Here is a 20,325-nt window from a genome sequence, read left to right as displayed (position 1 = left end):
AAAGTTATGCCTTATCGTATCTAATCAACTATCACAGCATTGCGGACAACTTATGAATTACTTTTTTACGTCTTTACTGCAAACGCTTCTGCCTTTTGCCCTCTTGCTTGGCTGTGCGTGGTCCTACCATCCGCAAGTGAACATGAAATCACGCCTGTGGCTAGCGCTACTTTGTTTCGTAGCTGGGGCAATTCTGAGCATCTATTTACCAAAAAGCCAGCGCATTAATTTAGTGCTCAGTGCGTGGATTATCACTAGCCTACTTTTATTCTGTCTCAGCCAATATTGGCATAACAAAACATTAACCTCTTTTTGGCACGTCCTGTTAAGCTTTATCGCAGGACTTTTATGGGGTAAAGATCCCAATCTGTCCGCTATCACACACACCGACGTCATCAATACCGATTTTATCTTACACAGCAGTGCGATCATCTTAGCGATTTTACTTGCCATTTTTGTCGCAAGCTGGCTCAGTCTTTTATTACAACAAAGTAAAATTCAACACAAACTGACCGCACTTGCTCCTCTCCTCACTTACCTGATAGTGATTTTATTACTGATACCACAGAGCGCTGAGCTGCTGTTAAGTTTAATGAAACTCCAACTGCTCGACTTAACCAAAGCAAGGCTTAGCTTTGTTGCGAAAGCTGGCAACCTCACCAATTTCTTTAATTATCTCCAAAGTGCTATTTTACTGATTATCATGCTGAGTTTCTGGTTCCGCGTCCATTTAGCTCGTCAACATGCCGTAGAACAAGAAACACACCCAATTGAAAAACGCAAAAAACGTGCCACGCTACTGACGTCATCCCGTCTCTTACAATGGGGAGGCGTTTGCGTATTGTTCATTTTCACGGCACAACTTTACTGGGATAAAGTGGCTTCTCAACCGCCTCGCTTATCCGAAGCCATCCCTGTACATATGGATGACAAGAACCAAGTTTATATCCCTATCGAACAAGTAAAAGACGGCAAATTACATCGCTTTGTATGGATAGCAGATGACGGAAAAGCAGTACGCTTTTTTTTAATTAACCGCCTGCCTGACCGTTTAAGTCTAGCCGCGGTCTTTGATGCCTGTATTCTTTGTGGCGATCAGGGTTATGTCATGGAAGGCGATCAAGTGATTTGCGTAGGTTGCGGTGTCAGAATGTTTATTCCGTCTATCGGTAAACCCGGTGGTTGTAATCCTGTTCCGATTGAAAATTGGCAACAAACGGACACTCAGGTGATTATTCACAAAAAAAGCTTAGAAGACGGCTTACATTATTTTTCAACTGTCGTTGAGATTGACGTGATCGATCCTGTGGATCACAGTCAGCTGAAGAATACCCGTACTGAGCACAAATACAGTTACGAAGGCAAAACGTATTTCTTTGCTACGGAAAAAAATCTTCATTTATTCCGAGATGCCCCAGAAAATTACCTCAATGCAGAAGGAGGCAAGTAATGTTAGCCAGAATGTTATATCAATCTTGGCGCTTTGGTTTAAAACGCAAACTTCTCGCAATCATAACTCTTTTTCTTGCCGCAGGTTTAGTCTCCGCACTCCTCGCGGTTTCCATTGATATCGGTGACAAAATGGCGCGCGAATTAAAATCCTATGGTGCCAATATTTTAATTGAACCCGCTAGCCGTGCGATTTTACCCGAGGATGTGAATGGCACCAGTTCATTAACTAGCCAAGACTTTCTTGATGAAAAAGAATTACCTAATGTAAAAAACATTTTTTGGCGAAATAACATTGTCGGCTTTGCGCCGTTACTAAGTGCGAACGTACAAGCACAAAAAGCTAATCAGAATACACTACAACCGATTCAGATTTTAGGCACATTTTTTGATCGTCAGATCGCCATTCCTGATGAAGCAGATTACCATACGGGACAAAAGATTATCAGTCCATATTGGAAAGTACAAGGTGAGTGGGTCAATGATTTACAGGATCAATTTAGCACAATCGTGCCTGCCTTAGCCGGAGAACAACTTGCCAAAACCTGGTCGCTCCAGCCCGGTGAACAGATTCATCTTGCTTACCAAGACGAGGAATTTCAACAACAGCTTACAGTAGAAATCAAAGGGATACTTGCCACTGGTGGCAGCGAAGAACAACAACTGGTGCTACCGTTAAGTGCGGTACAACAATTACTTGGACTCGAAGGTAAAATCCAAGCCATTAAAGTGTCCGCTTTAACCGTGCCAGAAAATGAACTTTCGCGCAAAGCACGCGCCAATGTTGAAGGACTAGATGCTGAAGAATATGATCGTTGGTACTGTACGGCTTATGTATCCTCTATTGCTCATCAATTAGAAGAGGCGATTTCAGGCGCAATTGTTCGCCCTATCTGGCAAGTCGCGGCCTCTGAAGGCGTAGTGATTGAAAAAATCCAATTATTATTGGCGGTGGTCACCGTAGCGGCAGTGATTGCTGCGGCAATGGGGATAGCCTCCTTGATGACCAGTACAATTATTGAACGAAGTAAAGAGATCGGTTTGATGAAAGCGTTGGGGGCATACCAATGGCAGATTGTCCTGCTCTTTTACTGTGAAGCCACTATTAGCGCATTATTTGGTGGTATATTAGGATGTTTAGCGGGTTGGGGACTAGCAAAATTTATTGGTATTACACTTTTTGGTCTCCCTTTAGATTTTACCTGGATAGTGGTGCCTTGTGTATTAGTGCTCTCTATCTTGATTGCCTTAATTGGTACCTGGTTCCCGGCACATCGGATTGCCAATCTCTACCCTGTTGAGGTGCTGTATGGTCGCCAATAAACCCAAGTCCATGTTCTGGCGTTTAGTTTTTCGTGCCTTACGCTTACGTTTACAACGCGTCTTGATTATTTTTGCCGCACTCACTGTTGGCGCCAGTATTGTCACAGCAATGGCCGCTGTCTATTTTGATATCAATACCAAAATGAGCCAAGAGCTACGTACCTTTGGTGCCAATTTTTATATTGGCTCAAATAGCCGCGGACTGATCCAAGAACAGCAACTGCAACAAATTTTAGCCCAAGCACCAGCCGGCTTAGTCACCGCAGCAAGCCCTTATTTGTATGGTGTCACACGCAGTGAATTGGAAAAAATTGTGATTATGGGTGTGTGGTTTGAAGACATGAAAACCCTTTCTCCTTATTGGCAAGTCACAGGATCGCAAATTGGCGTCAATTTTGATGATCGAAATGCGATGATTGGCAAAACCCTAGCAGAACGCTTACAACTCAATGTTGGCGATAGCATTACTTTAAGTAAAAATGCGGTGGAAAAACATCGTTTCCATATCAAAGCCATCATTGAAGCCGGCGATGCCACTGATAATATGTTGATTGTAAATTTAGAATTTGCGCAACATTGGCTAGAAAAAGAAGGGCAAGCCACTAATGCTTTACTCAATGTCAAAAATGATCAAGGACAAGTGGAACAATTTGCCACCTCACTGCAACAAACATATCCCGATTTAGAAATTCGCCCGATTCGTAAGGTGTCTGCGTCAGAGGGGCAAATCTTAGAGAAAATAAAAGGCTTAATGGGCTTAATTTCTGTGGTAATCCTGATCCTAGCAACCCTTTGTGTAAACACCACATTGATCGCCATTGTGGGAGAAAGAGCAAAAGAATTTGCACTACAAAAAGCTTTGGGAGCAAAAAAGCAAGATATTATCCAGCAAATCGGCACAGAAGCCTTCATTATTGCGATTTGTGCTATTTTCACGGGTTTAGTGATTGGTTATTTATTGGCACAAGTTCTTGGACTCACTGTATTTAAAGCCTATATTGATATGCGTTTACCCGTTATCCCAATTACGATATTGTTATCCTTACTGGTGGCATTTATTGCCGTGATCATCCCAACACGTCGAGCATTAGCGATCCAAACTGCCAATGTATTAAAAGGCGAATAAGGTCAATTCATTAGCTTGTTTTGCGGATTTAAAAAAGGAAATGAAAAAATGCCAAATTATGTGATTGAAACACAACATTTATACAAAAGATTCGGTCAAGTGACCGCACTTGAAGACATCAACATTCAAATTAAAGAAGGCGAATTTGTTGCAATCATGGGTGCCTCAGGTTCAGGCAAAACGACGTTAATGAATATTCTCACTGGTTTAGACACTGCCAGTGAAGGAAAAGTGATCCTAGACGGTGTCGATGCCGCACAACTTGATGAAATCGGCAGACAACGATTCCGGGCGGAGAAGATTGGTCTGGTCTTTCAGCAATTCCACTTAATCCCTTATTTAACTGCCTTGGAAAACGTCATGTTAGCACAACATTATCACAGTGTAATTGATGAAGATGCAGCCAAGGCGGTGTTACAACAAGTCGGTCTGGCGCATCGTTTCGACCACAGACCAAGCCAACTGTCTGGCGGAGAACAACAACGTGTGTGTATTGCGCGCGCCTTAGTTAATCAGCCGCCGGTGATTTTTGCCGATGAGCCGACAGGAAACCTAGATGAAAAAAATGAGCAACTGGTGCTCGATTTACTCGTCGCATTAAACCAACAAGGACGTACAGTCGTGATGGTCACCCATAATCCTGAGCTAAGTAAACTGGCCGACCGCACTATTTTCTTACAGCATGGTAAATTCCTACGAGAAGCCTCAAATGAAAACAAGCGTATTGTTAACCGCACTTTTTAAGCCATTGCTTCTTTGCACAATCGTTCTAAGTTGTATTGGATGTAAAGAAGACATCGCGATCATTGGTAAGCAAGCCCCCGAAATTGCCGTTTTTGATTTAGCGGGCACACAACGTTCTTTAAATGAAGGGAAAGGAAAAACCATTCTCCTCAATTTCTGGTCAGAAACCTGTGGCGTATGTATTGCAGAATTAAAAACCTTTGAACAACTTCTCCAGTCTTACCCACAAAATAATTTACATATTATTGCGATTAACGTTGATGGAGACAAAGCAGATACACAAGCGCTTGTAAAAAAAAGAGAAATTTCCCTTTTGGTAGTGAAAGATCAATTAAAGATCACGGCTGAACGCTACCAATTAGTAGGCACCCCCACCTCTTTCGTTATTGACCCCGAGGGCAAAATCCTTTATAAATTCGAGGGCTTAATTCCTGCTCAGGATTTACACTTATTTTTTAAAGGTTAACGAATGAAAAAATACGACTCTGCTTTATGGATTTTGCTGGCACTTGCTCCAATCGCACAAGCAAATGTCAGCGTTGAACGCGGTCAACAACTTTTTAAACCCTGTTCCTTTTGTCATGGTAACCAAGCGGAAAAATCCGCTTTAAACCAATCACGTCCATTAAAAGATTTACCGGCAAATGAAATTGTCAATGCCCTCAAAGCACGTAAAGAAGGACAAATTATCGGTGCCGGAAATGCCGCGAAATCTCGCTTATCTGAAGAAGATATGCAGAGTGTGGCAAAATTTATCGAAACACTGAAATAAACCACCCACAGAGAAATGGCATCATTGATGCCATTTTCACAATACAGTCTTGGATTTTCATGACACGGATTAATCTCATCGCCCCCGCTGAACTTTGTGATCAACATCTGTTAGCAGAACACAGAGAACTGACACGTATTCCCAATGCTGTGGCAAAAAGGAAATTTAGCCTCCTCGGTCAGCCAGAAGATTATAAATTAGGTACAGGGCATGTACGCTTTTTCTTTAACAAGCTCCAGTTTCTCAAAAAACGTTATGACTTATTGCATCAAGAATGTCGAGCTCGGGGGTTTAATGTGCAATATATTTGGCCCGACAAGTTGCCAGAGGACGATAACCTCTGGTTAGACTACATCCCTACTGAGCATGCCTTAGCCGCCAATAGAGCGCGTATTTTAGAAAGAATGCCTGTCAAAGCACGCTTTACACCAAGTAAAGCTACAACTTAAATAGCCAGTCATCCTCTTTTGGCATCTGTAAATAAAAACCTTGTGTTTCAATTTGTTTGCGGACTTCGGCTTTCTCCGCATTAACTAATGCTTTCTCGCCAGCGAGATTAAACATCATCACAAAAATAGGGGGACCAAAAGCATTTCTTAATACCTCGGGAACCGCATCAAATTGATCACGTTTTGCCACATAAAGGTATGTCCCCATTTTTCTTGTACTTTTATAAATCGCACATAACATTGCTTTAACTTCCAATTCGAACAAAAAAGATTTGCCGATCCTAGCACAATTCTTTATGATTGAAACAAGTAATTTGTTTATTTGGATAGAGTTATGGCACAGGATATTGTAGCGTTTCGTACAGGGCAATTTTCATCAATTTTTCTTACTCTTCATAGCTCTAGCCTCAGCGTGATTAAACGTGCCTTAAGCAAAAAAATCAAATCCTCCCCTTCAATTTTTCAACATATTGCTGTCATTCTCCAATTCACGCCTGAACTTGAAAAAGTCAATCTACAAGCACTAAAAAGTCTCTGTGAAGAATTTAATATTCATATTATTGGAGTTTCAGATTGGACAAATCATCTGCAAAAAGAATTAATCATGACATCAGGCTTAGCCTTGTTGGGTAAGAGCGGTGAATTTACCGAGATTTTGCCAGAACCACGCTGTTTACCCGTCAAAATCATTCATCAACATGTTGCAAGCAAGCAAGTGATTTATGCCAAAAACAGCGATCTGATTATTCATGGTAATGTAGAACCCGGTGCTGAAGTGGCTGCCGACGGTAATGTACATATTTATGGCAAGCTATTAGGACGTGCCATGGCTGGCGTGAATAACAATGTGGGTTCAATTTATACCCAATATCTTGATGCGGAATTCATTGCTGTGAGTAGTCGCTTTTTATATAAAGACAACTTGCCTCATGAATACCAACATGAAGCCGTACGTATCTTTGCCGACAAAGACAAATTGCGTTTTCACTTCTTGTTAGAAAAAGAAACCTAAAGGATAAAAAAAATAGCGGAGAATACCTCCGCTATTTCTATCCATGCATTATTGTGCTTTAGGCACAATCACTTCTTTTACTTCTTCTGTTTTTTCACTCACTGCATCCGCTGCTTTATTCACTTCCGCTTTCATCGCATCTTTCATCTCTGTCGCTTTTTCTGTTACCATTTCTTTGGCTTCTGAGCTAGCAACTTTCGCGTCTTCCACTTTGGCTGCTGCAGCGTCTTTCATTTCAGCACTTTTCTCTGCAACGGCAGCTTTGGCTTCTTCCGCTTTGGCTGCTGCAGCGTCTTTTACTTCCGCTGCTTTTTCTGCAACATCGTTTTTCGCGTCAGCAACTGCCGCTTTCATTTCTTCCATCTTTGTCGCCGTAGCAGCTTTAACTTCTTCCATTTTCGCTGCGCTGGCTTCTTTCATTTCTTCCACTTTAGCCGCGGTAGTTTCTTTCATTTCTTCTACTTTAGCGGCAGTAGCGGCTTTCACTTCTTCCACTTTAGCTGCTGTTGTTTCTTTCACTTCTTCTACTTTCGTGGCAACCGTTTCTTTTGCTTCTTTCGCTGCTTCAACAGCAGAGTTTTTCACTTCATTTGCTGCATTAACAACAGCTTCTTTGGTTTCAACAACACTCGCTTTCGCTTTTTCCACTTCTTGACCAGCTTTGCTCTCTTTATCAAAACAACCTGTGACGCTTAAACTCGCCCCTAATACTAATGCGGCTAATACTGATTTTTTCATCATTTCTCCTAACTTTTACGAGGTTTTTAAACTCAATACCGACAAAGTATCATACTTTGTTCAATATAGTGTGTATTAAATTCCATGAAAAAGAAATGATTATTTACATTATTTACTAAACATCATGTGTTTTGGGATCATAAAAAACGCCACAGTATGATTCTAACTTATTGAATATAAGCGAAAAATACTTTTACATCAGATGGCGTTTGTGAATTAATGTAAATGATTGAACTTTTCATTTTGATGAAATTTAACACAAATTACTTCCGTGTTTATTTACTCTGGATATTTTGCTTGCACGATATTGCCTATTTTTCCATCCCATTGGACATGCGCAATCGTCGAAGGATAAAAGCTAACAGAATTCCGTCCACAAAGTGTTACCACAATTTCTCCTACTAAAGGCAGATGTGAAACAATCAAAACAGACTGGATACCTTGTTTCGCCAAAACATCCAAATACCCTACTACCGTATGTGAATTACCGTAAGGGGTTATCCCATCCCAAGTTTCTACTTTCTCGGCTAATTGATTAGCATAGACACCGTTAATCTGTTCGAATGTTTGTTGAGCGCGTGCATAAGAACTAACTAGCACTTTATCTACCGTCATCGTCGATTTTAACCACTCACCTTGTGAAATTGCTTGCTGAATACCACGACGATTTAAGTGACGTTCTCTGTCTGATTTCGCCATCACTTCGGCTTCGCCATGGCGCATAACAAAAATATCCATAATTGACTCTCAATATTAAAAAAATAAACTGAGCCTTATCGACTCAGCTTACTCAAAAAAACATTAGTTAGCTCGCACAACATCCGCAATCTGTTCTGCACATTGTTGAGCTAATGCACCATCTTCACATTCTACCATGACTCGAATTAAAGGTTCCGTCCCCGACTTACGTAATAAAATACGCCCTTTACCTGCCAAACGTTTTTCAACCTCTGCTGCAACTACTTTTACCGCAGCGCTTTCGAGTGGATTATCTCCCCCAGCAAAACGCACATTAATTAACACTTGTGGGAACAGTGGCACCGCACTGGCTAACTCATTTAAAGATAAGTTATGCTGTACCATCGCACTTAATACGGCTAAGGAAGCAATAATGCCATCTCCAGTGGTGTTTTTATCTAAAATAATAATATGCCCGGAGTTTTCCCCACCCAATAACCAGCCTTTTTCTTGCATTTTCTCCAACACATAACGGTCACCCACATTGGCACGAACAAACGGAATGCCTAACTGTTTTAACGCAAGCTCAAGACTCATATTACTCATTAAGGTGCCCACCACACCACCTTTTAAATGACCTGCACGTAAAGCTTCACGCGCAATAATAAATAAAACTTGATCACCATCGACTTTATTGCCTAAATGGTCAACCATAATTAAACGGTCTCCATCACCATCATAGGCGAGTCCCACATCGGCTTTCACTTCAAGCACTTTCTCTTGCAGTGCTTTGATATCGGTGGCACCACATTTCTCATTGATATTCAGCCCATTTGGCTTAGCACCGATTTCTATCACTTCCGCGCCCAGTTCACGCATTACATTCGGTGCAATGTGATAAGTTGCACCATGGGCACAATCCACAACAATTTTATAGTTTTCTAAACTCAGGTGAGCGGGAAACGTTCCTTTACAAAACTCAATATAACGTCCTACCGCATCATTAATCCGACTTGCTCGACCAAGCTCCGCAGATTCGACACAATCCATCGGTTCATCCAGCATAGCTTCAATCGCTTCTTCTACATCATCTGGTAATTTTGTCCCTTGGGCAGAAAAAAACTTAATGCCATTATCATAATAAGGGTTGTGCGATGCCGAGATGACGATCCCCGCTTCTGCACGAAATGTGCGTGTTAAATAAGCAATAGCCGGCGTTGGCATCGGTCCGGTGAACGCTGCTGAAAGCCCTGCCGCCGCTAAACCCGCTTCAAGTGCCGATTCCAACATATACCCCGAAATACGTGTATCTTTACCAATTAATACGGTTCTTGACCCTTGCGTCGCCAAGACTTTGCCGGCAGCCCAACCCAATTTTAAAGCAAAATCAGGGGTAATCGGGAATGTTCCCACTTTGCCACGGACACCATCTGTACCAAAATACTTACGTTCTGCCATATTTATCATCCTTCTTTATTTAAGCATTCATTGTTGCTTGCCAAATTTTGAGCGCATCCGCTGTGTGTTCGACATCATGCACACGTACAATTGCTGCACCATGCATCACTGCAATTAACGCACCAGCAACACTCCCAACAACACGGTCTTCTACCGCTTTATCTAACACATTCCCAATCATAGATTTTCGGGATAAGCCCGCTAATACCGGAAAGCCTGCAGCACAAAAGTGCGCTAAGTTTTGCAATAATTTATAGTTATGTACAACGTTTTTACCAAAGCCAAAACCCATATCCCAAATAATATTTTCTTGCCGAATGCCCGCGCTTATACATTCTACAGAACGCGTTTGTAAAAAGGCGAAAACTTCAGCCACGACATCCTCATAATACGGATTCTGCTGCATAGTACGGGGCTCTCCTTGCATATGCATAATACATACTGGTAAATCCAGTTCCGCTGCAGTGAGTAATGCATTTGGCTCACGTAGTGCACGAATATCATTGATCAGATCCATTCCTACTTGAGCGGCTTCTTTCATCACTTCGGCTTTCGACGTGTCCACAGAAATCCAGCAATCAAAGTTCTGGCGCACCGCTTCAACCACAGGAATAACACGAGCTAATTCTTGTTCAAGCGTCACTTCTTCTGCCATAGGGCGCGTTGACTCACCACCAATATCGATGATCGCCGCCCCTGCATTTAACATGCTCTCTACATGAAAAAGGGCTTTGTCTAATGCAAAGAATTGACCACTGTCTGAAAAGGAATCCGGTGTGAAATTTAAAATCCCCATGATTTGGGGCGTAGATAAGTCTAATACTTTATTGTTTGCGTATAATTTCATTGATGATTACCACGATGAAAGGTATGGCTAATTATAGCGAAAGATTGTCATAGAAAAAATAACTTATTGTTAAAACGCGTCAAGAGGGAAATAAAAAACCCTTTAACATTCGATTAAAGGGTTTTGAGAGGCTTATTTATCCGAAGGCGATTGATGTTCGGAATCTTGTTCCGTTTCTACCGCACCTTTCGGTTCTGGAGAAACTTTTGTCCCCGCTTTAGTTTGCGTAGTCGGTTCGTTTTCGTCCCAGCCCGATGGCGGTGTAACAGGTTGACGTTTCATCAGCTGCTCAATCTGTTCTTCTTCAATGGTTTCATATTTCACTAACGCATCTTTCATGGCATGTAAAATATCCATATTATCAATCAGAATCTGTCTTGCACGTTCATAGTTACGTGTCACAATGGCACGGACTTCCTCATCGATAAGATGTGCGGTTTCATCTGACATATGTTTTGCTTTTGCCATTGAACGTCCTAAGAATACTTCACCATCATCTTCTGAATAAAGAATTGGACCTAATTTTTCTGAGAATCCCCATTGGGTTACCATGTTACGGGCAATATTAGTTGCCACTTTAATATCGTTTGAGGCTCCAGTTGAAATATTCTCTTCACCATAAATCAAATCTTCCGCCAGACGTCCTGCATACAATGTGGAAAGTTTACTTTCTAATTGTTTTTGACTGATACTGACTTGATCGCCCTCAGGTAAGAAGAAGGTCACTCCCAATGCACGACCACGAGGAATAATCGTGACTTTATGTACGGGATCATGTTCTGGCACGATATAACCGACAATGGCGTGTCCCGCTTCATGATAAGCAGTCGATTCTTTCTGCTTCTCCGTCATGATCATAGTACGGCGCTCCGGTCCCATATTGATTTTATCTTTCGCTTTTTCAAACTCAAGCATAGTGACCAAACGTTTATTTGTACGTGCTGCAAATAACGCGGCTTCGTTGACTAAGTTTGCCAAATCCGCACCAGAATAACCTGGTGTACCACGCGCAAGTGTCATCGCATCGACGTCTGGTGCAATCGGAACACGACGCATATGTACTTTTAAGATTTGTTCACGACCACGCACATCAGGTAAACCTACTACTACTTGACGGTCGAAACGTCCTGGACGGGTTAATGCTGGGTCAAGGACATCTGGACGGTTCGTCGCCGCAATCACGATAACGCCTTCATTCCCTTCAAAGCCATCCATTTCCACCAACATTTGGTTTAATGTTTGTTCACGTTCATCGTGTCCACCACCTAAACCGGCACCACGTTGGCGACCAACGGCATCAATCTCATCAATGAAGATCAAACAAGGTGCATTTTTCTTCGCTTGTTCAAACATATCACGGACACGCGACGCACCGACACCCACGAACATTTCAACGAAATCTGAACCTGAAATAGTAAAGAAAGGTACTTTAGCTTCACCTGCGATCGCTTTAGCTAATAAGGTTTTACCCGTGCCCGGTGGTCCTACCATTAAAATCCCTTTAGGGATTTTACCGCCAAGTTTTTGGAACTTACCTGGATCACGTAAGAAATCAACAATTTCGCCTACTTCTTCTTTGGCTTCATCACAACCCGCAACATCAGCAAAAGTGGTTTTAATTTGCTCTTGCGTCATCATTCGAGCACGGCTTTTACCAAAGCTCATAGCTTTACTGCCACCGCCTTGCATCTGACGCATAAAGAAGAACCAAACCCCGATGAGTAAAAGCATTGGGAACCAAGAAATTAAGATTTGTGAGAATAAACCCCGTTTTTCTGGTAAGGTTCCTTCTACCTTAACTTTCTTATTGAGCAAATCATTGAGTAATTTATCGTCATTTAACGGCATGACTGTCGTATATTTGCTGCCATCGGTTTTGGTAACAAAAATTTCATTGTAATCAAAACGGGCTTGACGAATTTGATCGTTACCTAAATCTGTAATGAAGGTTGTATAGTCAGTGGTATTTCCTGACGAACTTGAATTAAAGCCTTGGTATGCAGTCATCATTACCACAGCTACCACAATCCAAAGGACTAAATTTTTTACCATATCGTTCAAGGTTTGACCTCTTTTTGTTTAACGTTAATAATTTGTTGCTAAAGATTACTATATCTGTAATGAAATTGGAAATTATCCCATCAATAGTCATTAACGAATAAACTTACTCAACGTAAGTAAGCCTATCCTTTATAACCGGTTGCAACAATATACACCTCACGAGAACGACCTCGAGAAGCCTCAGGTTTCCGCACTTTTACAACACTAAAGAGAGAACGAATTTCTCTCAAGTATTCATCAAAACCTTCACCCTGAAAAACTTTTACGACAAAACTGCCTTTTGTCGCAAGCACTTGTTTACACATATCCAGTGCCAGCTCAACTAAATACATCGCACGCGGAATATCTACCGACGGCATACCACTAAAATTAGGCGCCATATCTGACATCACCACGTCCACTTTACCTTCACCAACACGCGCTAATAACGCTGCTAACACCTTTTCATCTCGAAAGTCGCCTTGTAAAAAATCGACGCCTACAATCGGATCCATTTCCAAAATATCACAGGCGATAATGCGTCCCGCACCACCTATTTGGCTAACGACATATTGTGACCAGCCACCCGGCGCTGCACCTAAATCGACCACGGTCATACCGGGCTTGAATAAACGATCAGTTTGTTGGATCTCATCTAACTTAAAATAGGCACGTGAACGCAATTTTTGTTTATGTGCTTTCTGGACAAACGGATCTTTAAAATGCTCATTTAGCCAGCGAGAAGAACTCGCTGAACGTTTTTTCTTTCCCATAAACTTCTTCTATTGCTTGGATGTTTTTTCAATATGGGGCATTATACACAAGTTTCAAGGCGAATTTGGTAGAAAAAATGAATTGAATCAATATTGGCTATAAAACAATCTACCCGCCTTGCCTTTTTCAAAAAATCTGTACAAAAACAACCGCACTTTTTGCACTGCAAACTGTCATTCGCCTGTCATCAAACTGTCATATTTGTTCATTACAATCACTTTCGCTACCACATGGTAGTGATTGAAAAGACACTCAAAGGAGTAACATCTATGACAAAACGTGCAATGCTTTTGGCTATTCTATTCAGTACATTTGCTTTGACGACGCAGGCACAAACCATTACTGGCGCGGGCGCTTCTTTTCCTTATCCAATCTATGCCAAATGGGCATCCATGTATGAAAAACAAACAGGTAACAAAGTCAACTATCAATCAATTGGCTCAGGGGGCGGTCAGCAACAAATTATCGCCAAAACCGTTGATTTTGGTGCCTCAGATGATCCGATGAAAGCAGAACTTTTAGCACAACATCAATTATTGCAATTTCCAGCCATTATCGGTGGCACAGTGCCTGTCGTGAATTTACCAGAAATCACCGCCGGACAACTTAAACTTTCTGGTGAAGTTCTCGCCGATATTTTCTTAGGCAAAATTAAAAAGTGGAATGATCCCGCTATCGCCAAATTAAACCAAGGGGCTAATTTACCCGATAAAGCCATTATCGTCGTACATCGTTCTGACGGTTCAGGCACCACATTCGGTTGGACTAATTATCTTTCTAAAGTATCGACTGAATGGAAAGAAACAGTCGGTCAAGGTAAATCAGTCAAATGGCCTACGGGACAAGGCGGCAAAGGTAACGAAGGCGTGGCTGCTTATGTCAGCAAAATCAAATATTCGATTGGTTATGTGGAATATGCGTACGCGAAACAAAACCAGCTCGCTTGGGCGTCATTACAAAATAAAGCCGGGCAATTTGTACAGCCTTCAGCAGAAAGTTTTATGGCAGCTGCTGCCAATGCACAATGGGAAAGTGCGGTCGGTATGGGCGTTATTTTAACCAATGAAGAAGGCGATACATCTTGGCCAGTCACCGCAGCAAGTTTCATCTTGTTACATAAGCATGCAGAAAAGCCAGAAATCACCAAAGCTGTCTTTGAGTTCTTTGATTGGGCATTCAAGCAAGGCAAAGTCGCAGCAACGGAGCTTGATTATGTGCCTCTGCCTGAGGAAGTCATTCAGAAAATTCAAGCGCAATGGAAAACCGATGTGAAGTCCAGTGATGGCAAAACACTTTGGCAATAAATAAACGCAGAGGGCAGAAACACCGCTGCCCTCTCTATACAATAATGACAAGAGGGTGACCATGCTACGACGCAAAACCCAAGCGGAAACAAACCGCTTAAATCATCATATTATTGAACTTCTTTTTAGGCAAACTACACGTTTTTTCGCCGTATTTGTGTTTTTACTGCTTGCTGCAGTGATGACCTCCTTGGTCTTTGGCAGTTGGGATTCGTTCTCAACATTTGGTTTTTCTTTTTTATGGCACAATGATTGGAATCCTGTTCAAGAAAGCTACGGTGCCATTATTCCTATTGTAGGTACCTTAATTACCTCTTTCTTAGCTCTCATTATCGCCGTGCCTATTTCTTTCGGTATTGCGATTTTCTTAACTGAATTAGCACCAGAGTGGTTACGACGTCCTGTGGGTACTGCCATTGAAATGCTCGCCGCAATTCCGTCTATTATTTACGGCATGTGGGGACTTTTCATTTTTGTACCACTTTTCCAAGAACACATCCAACCGTCTTTGATCGAATGGTTTGGCGATCTCCCTGTACTCAGTTATTTATTTTCTGGTGCGCCTTTTGGTATTGGTTTATTCACCGCCGGACTGGTGCTAGCCATTATGATTATTCCCTTCATCGCTGCCGTAATGCGCGATGTATTCACTATCGTTCCCGCCATTTTGAAAGAGTCTGCTTATGGACTGGGCTCAACCACGTGGGAAGTGATGTGGAAAGTGGTGTTACCTTATACTAAAACTGGCGTTGTTGGCGGCATTATGCTCGGTTTAGGTCGTGCACTGGGCGAAACCATGGCGGTCACGTTTGTGATTGGCAATGCCTTCCATTTACCGGAATCCTTGTTTTCCCCATCCACTTCGATCGCCTCTGCCATCGCGAATGAGTTTAACGAAGCCAGTGGATTGCAAAAATCCGCTTTAATGGAATTAGGCTTAATTCTCTTCTTAATCACTACTGTCGTGCTATCCATTTCACGTTTATTAATTATGCGTATTGAGAAAAAAGAAGGACGGAAATAAATGAGTAACACCCATTTTCACTGTCGTAAACTTAAAAATAAGCTGATGCTCACCCTTTCATTTTTAGCGGTTTTCTTTGGCTTATTTTGGCTATGTTGGATTTTGTTTACCTTAATTACAAAAGGTATTCCCGCGTTATCCTTGGAACTTTTCTTAGAAAAAACACCGGGACCGGGTGAAAAAGGCGGCTTACTGAATGCCATTATTGGTTCAACTCTGATGATTACTGTCAGTACGTTAATTGGTACCCCGATTGGTATTCTCGCCGGCACTTACCTCGCAGAATACGGACGTTATAGCCAATTAACCAAAGTGACGCGGTTTTTGAATGATGTATTACTTTCCGCACCATCTATCGTGATTGGCTTATTTATCTACGCCATTTATGTGTCACAAGTGAAGCATTATTCTGGTTGGGCGGGTGCCTTTGCTTTAGCCATCATCATTATTCCTGTCGTGGTACGGACAACCGATAATATGCTCAATCTTGTGCCGAATAATTTACGGGAAACCGCCGCCTCCTTAGGCTGCCCACAATGGCGTGTGATTACGATGATTTGTTATCGCTCTGCGCGTGCAGGGATTTTAACCGGAGTATTACTGTCAATCGCGCGTATTTCGGGGGAAACGGCGCCGTTGCTCTTTACTGCGCTATCCAATCAATTCACTTCTTTTGATATGAATGGACCGATGGCAAATATCCCAATCGTGATCTATCAATTTGCGGCAAGTCCATTCCAAGATTGGAACGAGCTTGCTTGGGCTGGTGCAACCTTAATTACCTTATTTGTTTTACTACTTAATATTTTTGCACGTATTTTCTTTCCACAGAAATCCAAATAAAAATGGGAGAAATCTGAATGAATACTCAAATTATCCAACTTGAAGATACAAAATTAGAAGTGAACAACCTCAATTTTCACTATGGTGATTTCCATGCGTTAAAAAATATCAATATGCGTATTGCGAAACACAAAGTGACGGCGTTTATTGGTCCTTCTGGCTGTGGTAAATCGACCTTGCTTCGTTCCTTTAACCGAATTTTTGAGCTTTACCCAAATCAATACGCTACAGGCGAGATTAAATTAGATGGTGAAAATTTATTAACGTCACCGATGGATATTTCACTGATTCGCGCCAAAGTCGGTATGGTATTCCAAAAACCTACCCCTTTCCCGATGTCTATTTATGACAATGTGGCATTTGGGATCCGTTTATTCGAGAAATTAAGCAAAGCTGATCTGAATGCTCGCGTGGAATGGGCATTAAGCAAAGCGGCGTTATGGAATGAGGTGAAAGACAAATTAAATCAAAGTGGCGACAGCTTATCGGGCGGTCAACAACAACGCTTATGCATTGCGCGTGGCATTGCGATTAAACCAGAAGTGTTACTGTTAGATGAACCTTGTTCCGCACTCGATCCTATTTCAACAGCCAAAATCGAAGAATTGATCTCAGAACTCAAGCACGATTATACCGTGGTGATGGTTACTCATAATATGCAACAAGCCGCGCGTTGTTCTGATTACACCGCGTTTATGTATTTAGGTGAATTGATTGAGTTTGATGAAACCGTCAAAATCTTTGACAAACCACGTCTGCAACGCACAGAAGACTATATCAAAGGACGCATGGGATAAAAATAAACAAAATCAAATTGCATCCCGTATCATTTTGATTAAAATCAAACGAATTATGGACTTCTCCTCACGCTCTGATGAGGAGAAAGTTCGCTACTCCTATACGGTGTATAAAGTGAGGTACAAATGACCAAAATACTGGTGGTTGAAGATGAAAGTGCGATTCGCGAAATGATCAGCTTATTTTTAACTCAACAAGGTTATGACATTATTGAGGCTGCTGACTACCAAAGTGCGGTCAAAAAATTAGTAGAAAAGCCACAACTCATTTTATTAGACTGGATGTTGCCCGGTCGTTCTGGTATCCAGTTTATTCAGTTTTTGAAAAAACACGAAGACACCGAAAACATCCCTGTCATCATGCTGACTGCGCGTAGTGAAGAAGAGGATTGTATTACCGGCTTAAATACAGGCGCGGATGATTACATCACTAAACCTTTCTCACCTAAAATCTTACTTGCCAGAATTGAAGCCATGCTCCGACGTGTTTATGAACAAAGCCAGAATAGCATTGAAATTGACGGACTAATTTTAGATCAAAATGCCTTGCGGGTGAGTTATCAAAAAAATGTGATTAACCTTAGTTCGACTGAATTTAAACTGCTTAAATTTCTCATGACTCACCCTGAAAAAGTCTATACACGCGAACAGCTCTTAGATTGTATTTGGGGAAATGATATTTATGTGGAAGATAGAACGGTGGATAGCTATATTCGTCGCTTACGCAAAAGCCTTGAGCAATATGGTTTTGATCGCTATATCCAAACGGTACGTGGGACGGGCTATCGTTTTTCGCCTCATTTTCAGGACGAGATAAAATGAAAAGAACCTTTTCAATTAAGTATTTTTTTATTGAATTAGCGATAAGCCTACTGATTGCCAGTCTTTTTTCCTATTTTACTCAATCCTTTGCATTCTGGTTTATTGCAGTGCTCCTCTGCTTTCTGATTTTTCATCATTACAATGAATTTAAGTTGTTGAAAATGCTCCATCCAGATGCGACTGACACACTGAAAAAAACACATCTGCTGGATAATATTTCTCAAACCACTGCCTACTATAAAAGTAAAAATCGAAAAGAAAGAATTAAAACGTTACGTTTACTTTCGAAATTAAATAAAAATATTCAATACCTCCCCGATGCCATTATCATTTGTGACAATGAAGGCAATATCTCTTGGTGCAATAACGCCTCGCAAGAAATGTTCATGTTTTATTGGAATAAGAAAATAAACAGTAAAAATCTCTTCAATGTCATTTTCTATAACGAATTTAAGCACTACTTTTATCAATCCATGAGAAAACGCCCTTTGGTGTTACTCACCAATGAAAACCGCTATATTGAGATCAACATTAATCATTATGACAACGAATCACGTGTGATTATTGCGCGCGATGTCACACAAATGATCCGTTTATTACATTCTCGCCAAACCTTTTTATCGAATATCAACCACGAACTACGCACGCCGTTAACAGTATTACAAGGTTACTTAGAGTTGCTAGAAGCAGAAAAAGATCACAGTGCACTGGCACAAAAAGCCATTCACGCCATGCAAGCACAAAGTCAGCGGATGGCAAATTTACTGCAACAACTCAATGTGTTGGCGAAAATTGAAAGCTCGTCTAATCAAGAACACGAACCCGTGGATATGTCACGCTTAATCTTAAATTTAAAAGAAAATACGCACTTTTTAAACCACTATCACCATCAAATCCATTTTGATATCGCACCGGACATTTATGTATTCGGCGATGAAAGCCAGCTACAAAGTGCGGTTTCCAATCTCATTTATAATGCGATAAAACATGCTGGTGAGAATTGTCAAATCAACGTCAGTTGGCAACCTTGTGCAGAGGGTGCTAAATTCAGTGTGACAGATAATGGAATAGGTATTGCAACACATCATTTATATCATTTAACTGAGCGTTTTTACCGTGTGGATGAATCCCGCAGTAACCAAACTGGCGGTCATGGTTTAGGTTTAGCAATCGTTAAACATGCCCTTGAACAGCATCACGCCCAACTGGAGATTGAAAGTAAAGAAGGCGAAGGAAGCTGTTTTTCTTTTATTATTCCGAAGAAGTTATTGTGTGAGAGCGCTTCAGCCTAACAGCACTAACATAAGAAAAACACATCGTTTTTCTAGCAAAATGTCATCATGCCTTACCAAAAAACGCCAAAATATTCTCCCGAATCGCACGTACAGGGAATTTAATAAACAGCTGCCATCTGGCTTCTGAATAAAAAGGCTGATGGAACGGTCTTAATCGTTTATACACCTCAAACGCTTCCTCTCTACGCCCTAGACGATATAACGCCTCCGCCCAAATCAGCTGGGCTTTGGCATACATATGCATATCATCGTCAGCGGAAACCAGCGTACAAGTGCGAATACATTCTTGGTAGCGTTTTAAGTTTTTGAGGATAAGTGCCGCATTAGTTTTTGCCGTAGCAAAAATAGTAGCGCCCTCACGATGTGTTATTGAATCCAACATCTTTAGCGCCTCATCGAGTTTATTGAGGCTAATCAACACAGAACTTAAAAATAATTTATCTTCGCCATCTAATTTTTGTTGTGCTACGAAATCTTGATAAAGTTGTTCAAGCTCATCAACGCGTTTCAAATTAATCAACAGATTGGCTAATTGCATTTGCGCAGAACGATACACTGTTTTATTGTCCATCGGCACAGCACGATACAACATCAAAACCGTATCAAAATTACGCAACATCTTTGCCGGTTTCTCTTTTTCCAATAGCTCCAAGAGTGCCGCTTTTTGAATTTCGACAAGATGATAGAAATCTGGTTCAAGCGCTTGATCGATGTCCACTTTTTCTAAGGTTAATAACGCTGCTTTGGTCTTTTTCTGTTTGGCTAATTCAATCGCCGGTCCTGCAACTGCTAAAAAACGTTGACTTAATTGTTCATCTAACATAATTAAT

At 41.4% G+C, this 20,325-nt stretch carries 22 protein-coding genes; 14 read left to right on the top strand and 8 right to left on the bottom strand.

Annotated features, from left to right (window positions below):
* Nucleotides 1-52: 52 nt before the first annotated feature.
* Genes CKV69_RS02060 through CKV69_RS02030 form a run of 7 tightly spaced genes read left to right on the top strand, consistent with a single transcriptional unit; the run spans nucleotide 53 to nucleotide 5,863 of the window.
* Nucleotides 53-1,450 (top strand): Fe-S-containing protein, encoded by a 1,398-nt coding sequence (locus CKV69_RS02060; protein ID WP_014325920.1) that lies wholly within the window; start codon nucleotides 53-55, stop codon nucleotides 1,448-1,450.
* A complete protein-coding gene (locus CKV69_RS02055) occupies nucleotides 1,450-2,772 on the top strand; it encodes an ABC transporter permease (RefSeq protein WP_014325919.1) in 1,323 nt (440 codons plus the stop codon). The genes CKV69_RS02060 and CKV69_RS02055 overlap by 1 nt, the downstream gene beginning before the upstream one ends.
* Nucleotides 2,759-3,898, top strand: coding sequence for an ABC transporter permease (locus tag CKV69_RS02050; protein WP_005753816.1), 1,140 nt, complete (start codon nucleotides 2,759-2,761; stop codon nucleotides 3,896-3,898). Before CKV69_RS02055 ends, CKV69_RS02050 begins: the two co-directional genes overlap by 14 nt.
* A gap of 48 nt (nucleotides 3,899-3,946) precedes the next feature.
* Nucleotides 3,947-4,642, top strand: a complete 696-nt coding sequence (locus tag CKV69_RS02045; RefSeq protein ID WP_005751340.1) for an ABC transporter ATP-binding protein — start codon at nucleotides 3,947-3,949, stop codon at nucleotides 4,640-4,642.
* Nucleotides 4,608-5,108, top strand: a complete 501-nt coding sequence (locus tag CKV69_RS02040; protein ID WP_014325918.1) for a TlpA family protein disulfide reductase — start codon at nucleotides 4,608-4,610, stop codon at nucleotides 5,106-5,108. Before CKV69_RS02045 ends, CKV69_RS02040 begins: the two co-directional genes overlap by 35 nt.
* Nucleotides 5,109-5,111: 3 nt before the next feature.
* Entirely contained in the window at nucleotides 5,112-5,414 is a 303-nt protein-coding gene (locus CKV69_RS02035; protein WP_005726164.1) for a c-type cytochrome, read from the top strand.
* A 59-nt stretch (nucleotides 5,415-5,473) separates the two neighbouring features.
* Nucleotides 5,474-5,863 (top strand): pyrimidine dimer DNA glycosylase/endonuclease V, encoded by a 390-nt coding sequence (locus CKV69_RS02030; protein WP_014325917.1) that lies wholly within the window; start codon nucleotides 5,474-5,476, stop codon nucleotides 5,861-5,863.
* Here CKV69_RS02030 and CKV69_RS02025 read toward each other — a convergent pair.
* Nucleotides 5,853-6,104 (bottom strand): YcgL domain-containing protein, encoded by a 252-nt coding sequence (locus CKV69_RS02025; protein WP_005751337.1) that lies wholly within the window; start codon nucleotides 6,102-6,104, stop codon nucleotides 5,853-5,855. The genes CKV69_RS02030 and CKV69_RS02025 overlap by 11 nt on opposite strands.
* A 93-nt stretch (nucleotides 6,105-6,197) precedes the next feature.
* Here CKV69_RS02025 and minC point away from each other — a divergent pair, with 93 nt between their 5' ends.
* On the top strand, nucleotides 6,198-6,875 hold the full coding sequence (gene minC, locus CKV69_RS02020) for a septum site-determining protein MinC (RefSeq protein WP_005726163.1): 678 nt from the start codon (nucleotides 6,198-6,200) through the stop codon (nucleotides 6,873-6,875).
* A gap of 48 nt (nucleotides 6,876-6,923) precedes the next feature.
* Here the strand turns inward: minC and CKV69_RS02015 are convergent, their stop codons facing one another.
* The 6 genes from CKV69_RS02015 to rlmE all read right to left on the bottom strand — a co-directional run bounded on the left by CKV69_RS02015 (nucleotide 6,924) and on the right by rlmE (nucleotide 13,409).
* Nucleotides 6,924-7,613: a Pm0442 family regulator gene (locus CKV69_RS02015; RefSeq protein ID WP_005756287.1), complete on the bottom strand. Its 690-nt coding sequence runs from the start codon at nucleotides 7,611-7,613 to the stop codon at nucleotides 6,924-6,926.
* A gap of 279 nt (nucleotides 7,614-7,892) precedes the next feature.
* Nucleotides 7,893-8,351 (bottom strand): phosphohistidine phosphatase SixA, encoded by a 459-nt coding sequence (sixA, locus tag CKV69_RS02010; protein WP_005726161.1) that lies wholly within the window; start codon nucleotides 8,349-8,351, stop codon nucleotides 7,893-7,895.
* A gap of 63 nt (nucleotides 8,352-8,414) precedes the next feature.
* Nucleotides 8,415-9,749 (bottom strand): phosphoglucosamine mutase, encoded by a 1,335-nt coding sequence (glmM, locus tag CKV69_RS02005; RefSeq protein WP_014325916.1) that lies wholly within the window; start codon nucleotides 9,747-9,749, stop codon nucleotides 8,415-8,417.
* Nucleotides 9,750-9,768: 19 nt separating this feature from the next.
* Complete coding sequence (gene folP, locus CKV69_RS02000; RefSeq protein ID WP_016504422.1) at nucleotides 9,769-10,596, bottom strand: dihydropteroate synthase; 828 nt, start codon at nucleotides 10,594-10,596, stop codon at nucleotides 9,769-9,771.
* 132 nt (nucleotides 10,597-10,728) lie between these two features.
* The gene (gene ftsH, locus CKV69_RS01995) at nucleotides 10,729-12,648 is read right to left on the bottom strand and encodes an ATP-dependent zinc metalloprotease FtsH (protein WP_014325914.1); all 1,920 of its coding nucleotides are present in this window, start codon (nucleotides 12,646-12,648) and stop codon (nucleotides 10,729-10,731) included.
* Nucleotides 12,649-12,779: 131 nt separating this feature from the next.
* A complete protein-coding gene (gene rlmE / locus CKV69_RS01990; protein ID WP_005721753.1) occupies nucleotides 12,780-13,409 on the bottom strand; it encodes a 23S rRNA (uridine(2552)-2'-O)-methyltransferase RlmE in 630 nt (209 codons plus the stop codon).
* A 270-nt stretch (nucleotides 13,410-13,679) separates the two neighbouring features.
* Here rlmE and pstS point away from each other — a divergent pair, with 270 nt between their 5' ends.
* The 6 genes from pstS (at nucleotide 13,680) to phoR (ending at nucleotide 19,492) form a co-directional block, all read left to right on the top strand.
* Entirely contained in the window at nucleotides 13,680-14,714 is a 1,035-nt protein-coding gene (gene pstS / locus CKV69_RS01985; RefSeq protein WP_016504423.1) for a phosphate ABC transporter substrate-binding protein PstS, read from the top strand.
* Nucleotides 14,715-14,775: 61 nt separating this feature from the next.
* Nucleotides 14,776-15,738, top strand: coding sequence for a phosphate ABC transporter permease subunit PstC (gene pstC / locus CKV69_RS01980; RefSeq protein ID WP_016504424.1), 963 nt, complete (start codon nucleotides 14,776-14,778; stop codon nucleotides 15,736-15,738).
* The gene (pstA, locus tag CKV69_RS01975) at nucleotides 15,739-16,581 is read left to right on the top strand and encodes a phosphate ABC transporter permease PstA (protein ID WP_025248447.1); all 843 of its coding nucleotides are present in this window, start codon (nucleotides 15,739-15,741) and stop codon (nucleotides 16,579-16,581) included. It begins immediately after the preceding gene.
* Between the two features lie 17 nt (nucleotides 16,582-16,598).
* The gene (gene pstB, locus CKV69_RS01970; protein WP_014325911.1) at nucleotides 16,599-17,378 is read left to right on the top strand and encodes a phosphate ABC transporter ATP-binding protein PstB; all 780 of its coding nucleotides are present in this window, start codon (nucleotides 16,599-16,601) and stop codon (nucleotides 17,376-17,378) included.
* A 126-nt stretch (nucleotides 17,379-17,504) separates the two neighbouring features.
* The gene (gene phoB / locus CKV69_RS01965; protein WP_005753800.1) at nucleotides 17,505-18,200 is read left to right on the top strand and encodes a phosphate regulon transcriptional regulator PhoB; all 696 of its coding nucleotides are present in this window, start codon (nucleotides 17,505-17,507) and stop codon (nucleotides 18,198-18,200) included.
* Complete coding sequence (phoR, locus tag CKV69_RS01960; RefSeq protein WP_014325910.1) at nucleotides 18,197-19,492, top strand: phosphate regulon sensor histidine kinase PhoR; 1,296 nt, start codon at nucleotides 18,197-18,199, stop codon at nucleotides 19,490-19,492. Before phoB ends, phoR begins: the two co-directional genes overlap by 4 nt.
* A 46-nt stretch (nucleotides 19,493-19,538) precedes the next feature.
* On the opposite strand, the gene CKV69_RS01955 is transcribed toward phoR, so the two are convergent.
* The gene (locus CKV69_RS01955; RefSeq protein WP_014325909.1) at nucleotides 19,539-20,318 is read right to left on the bottom strand and encodes a tetratricopeptide repeat protein; all 780 of its coding nucleotides are present in this window, start codon (nucleotides 20,316-20,318) and stop codon (nucleotides 19,539-19,541) included.
* Nucleotides 20,319-20,325 lie beyond the last annotated feature (7 nt).

Origin of the sequence: Pasteurella multocida (genome assembly GCF_900187275.1) — a bacterium.
Lineage (GTDB): Bacteria > Pseudomonadota > Gammaproteobacteria > Enterobacterales > Pasteurellaceae > Pasteurella > Pasteurella multocida.
The sequence above is the reverse complement of the archived record's forward strand: the minus strand, read 5'-3'. Positions and strand labels throughout refer to the sequence as shown.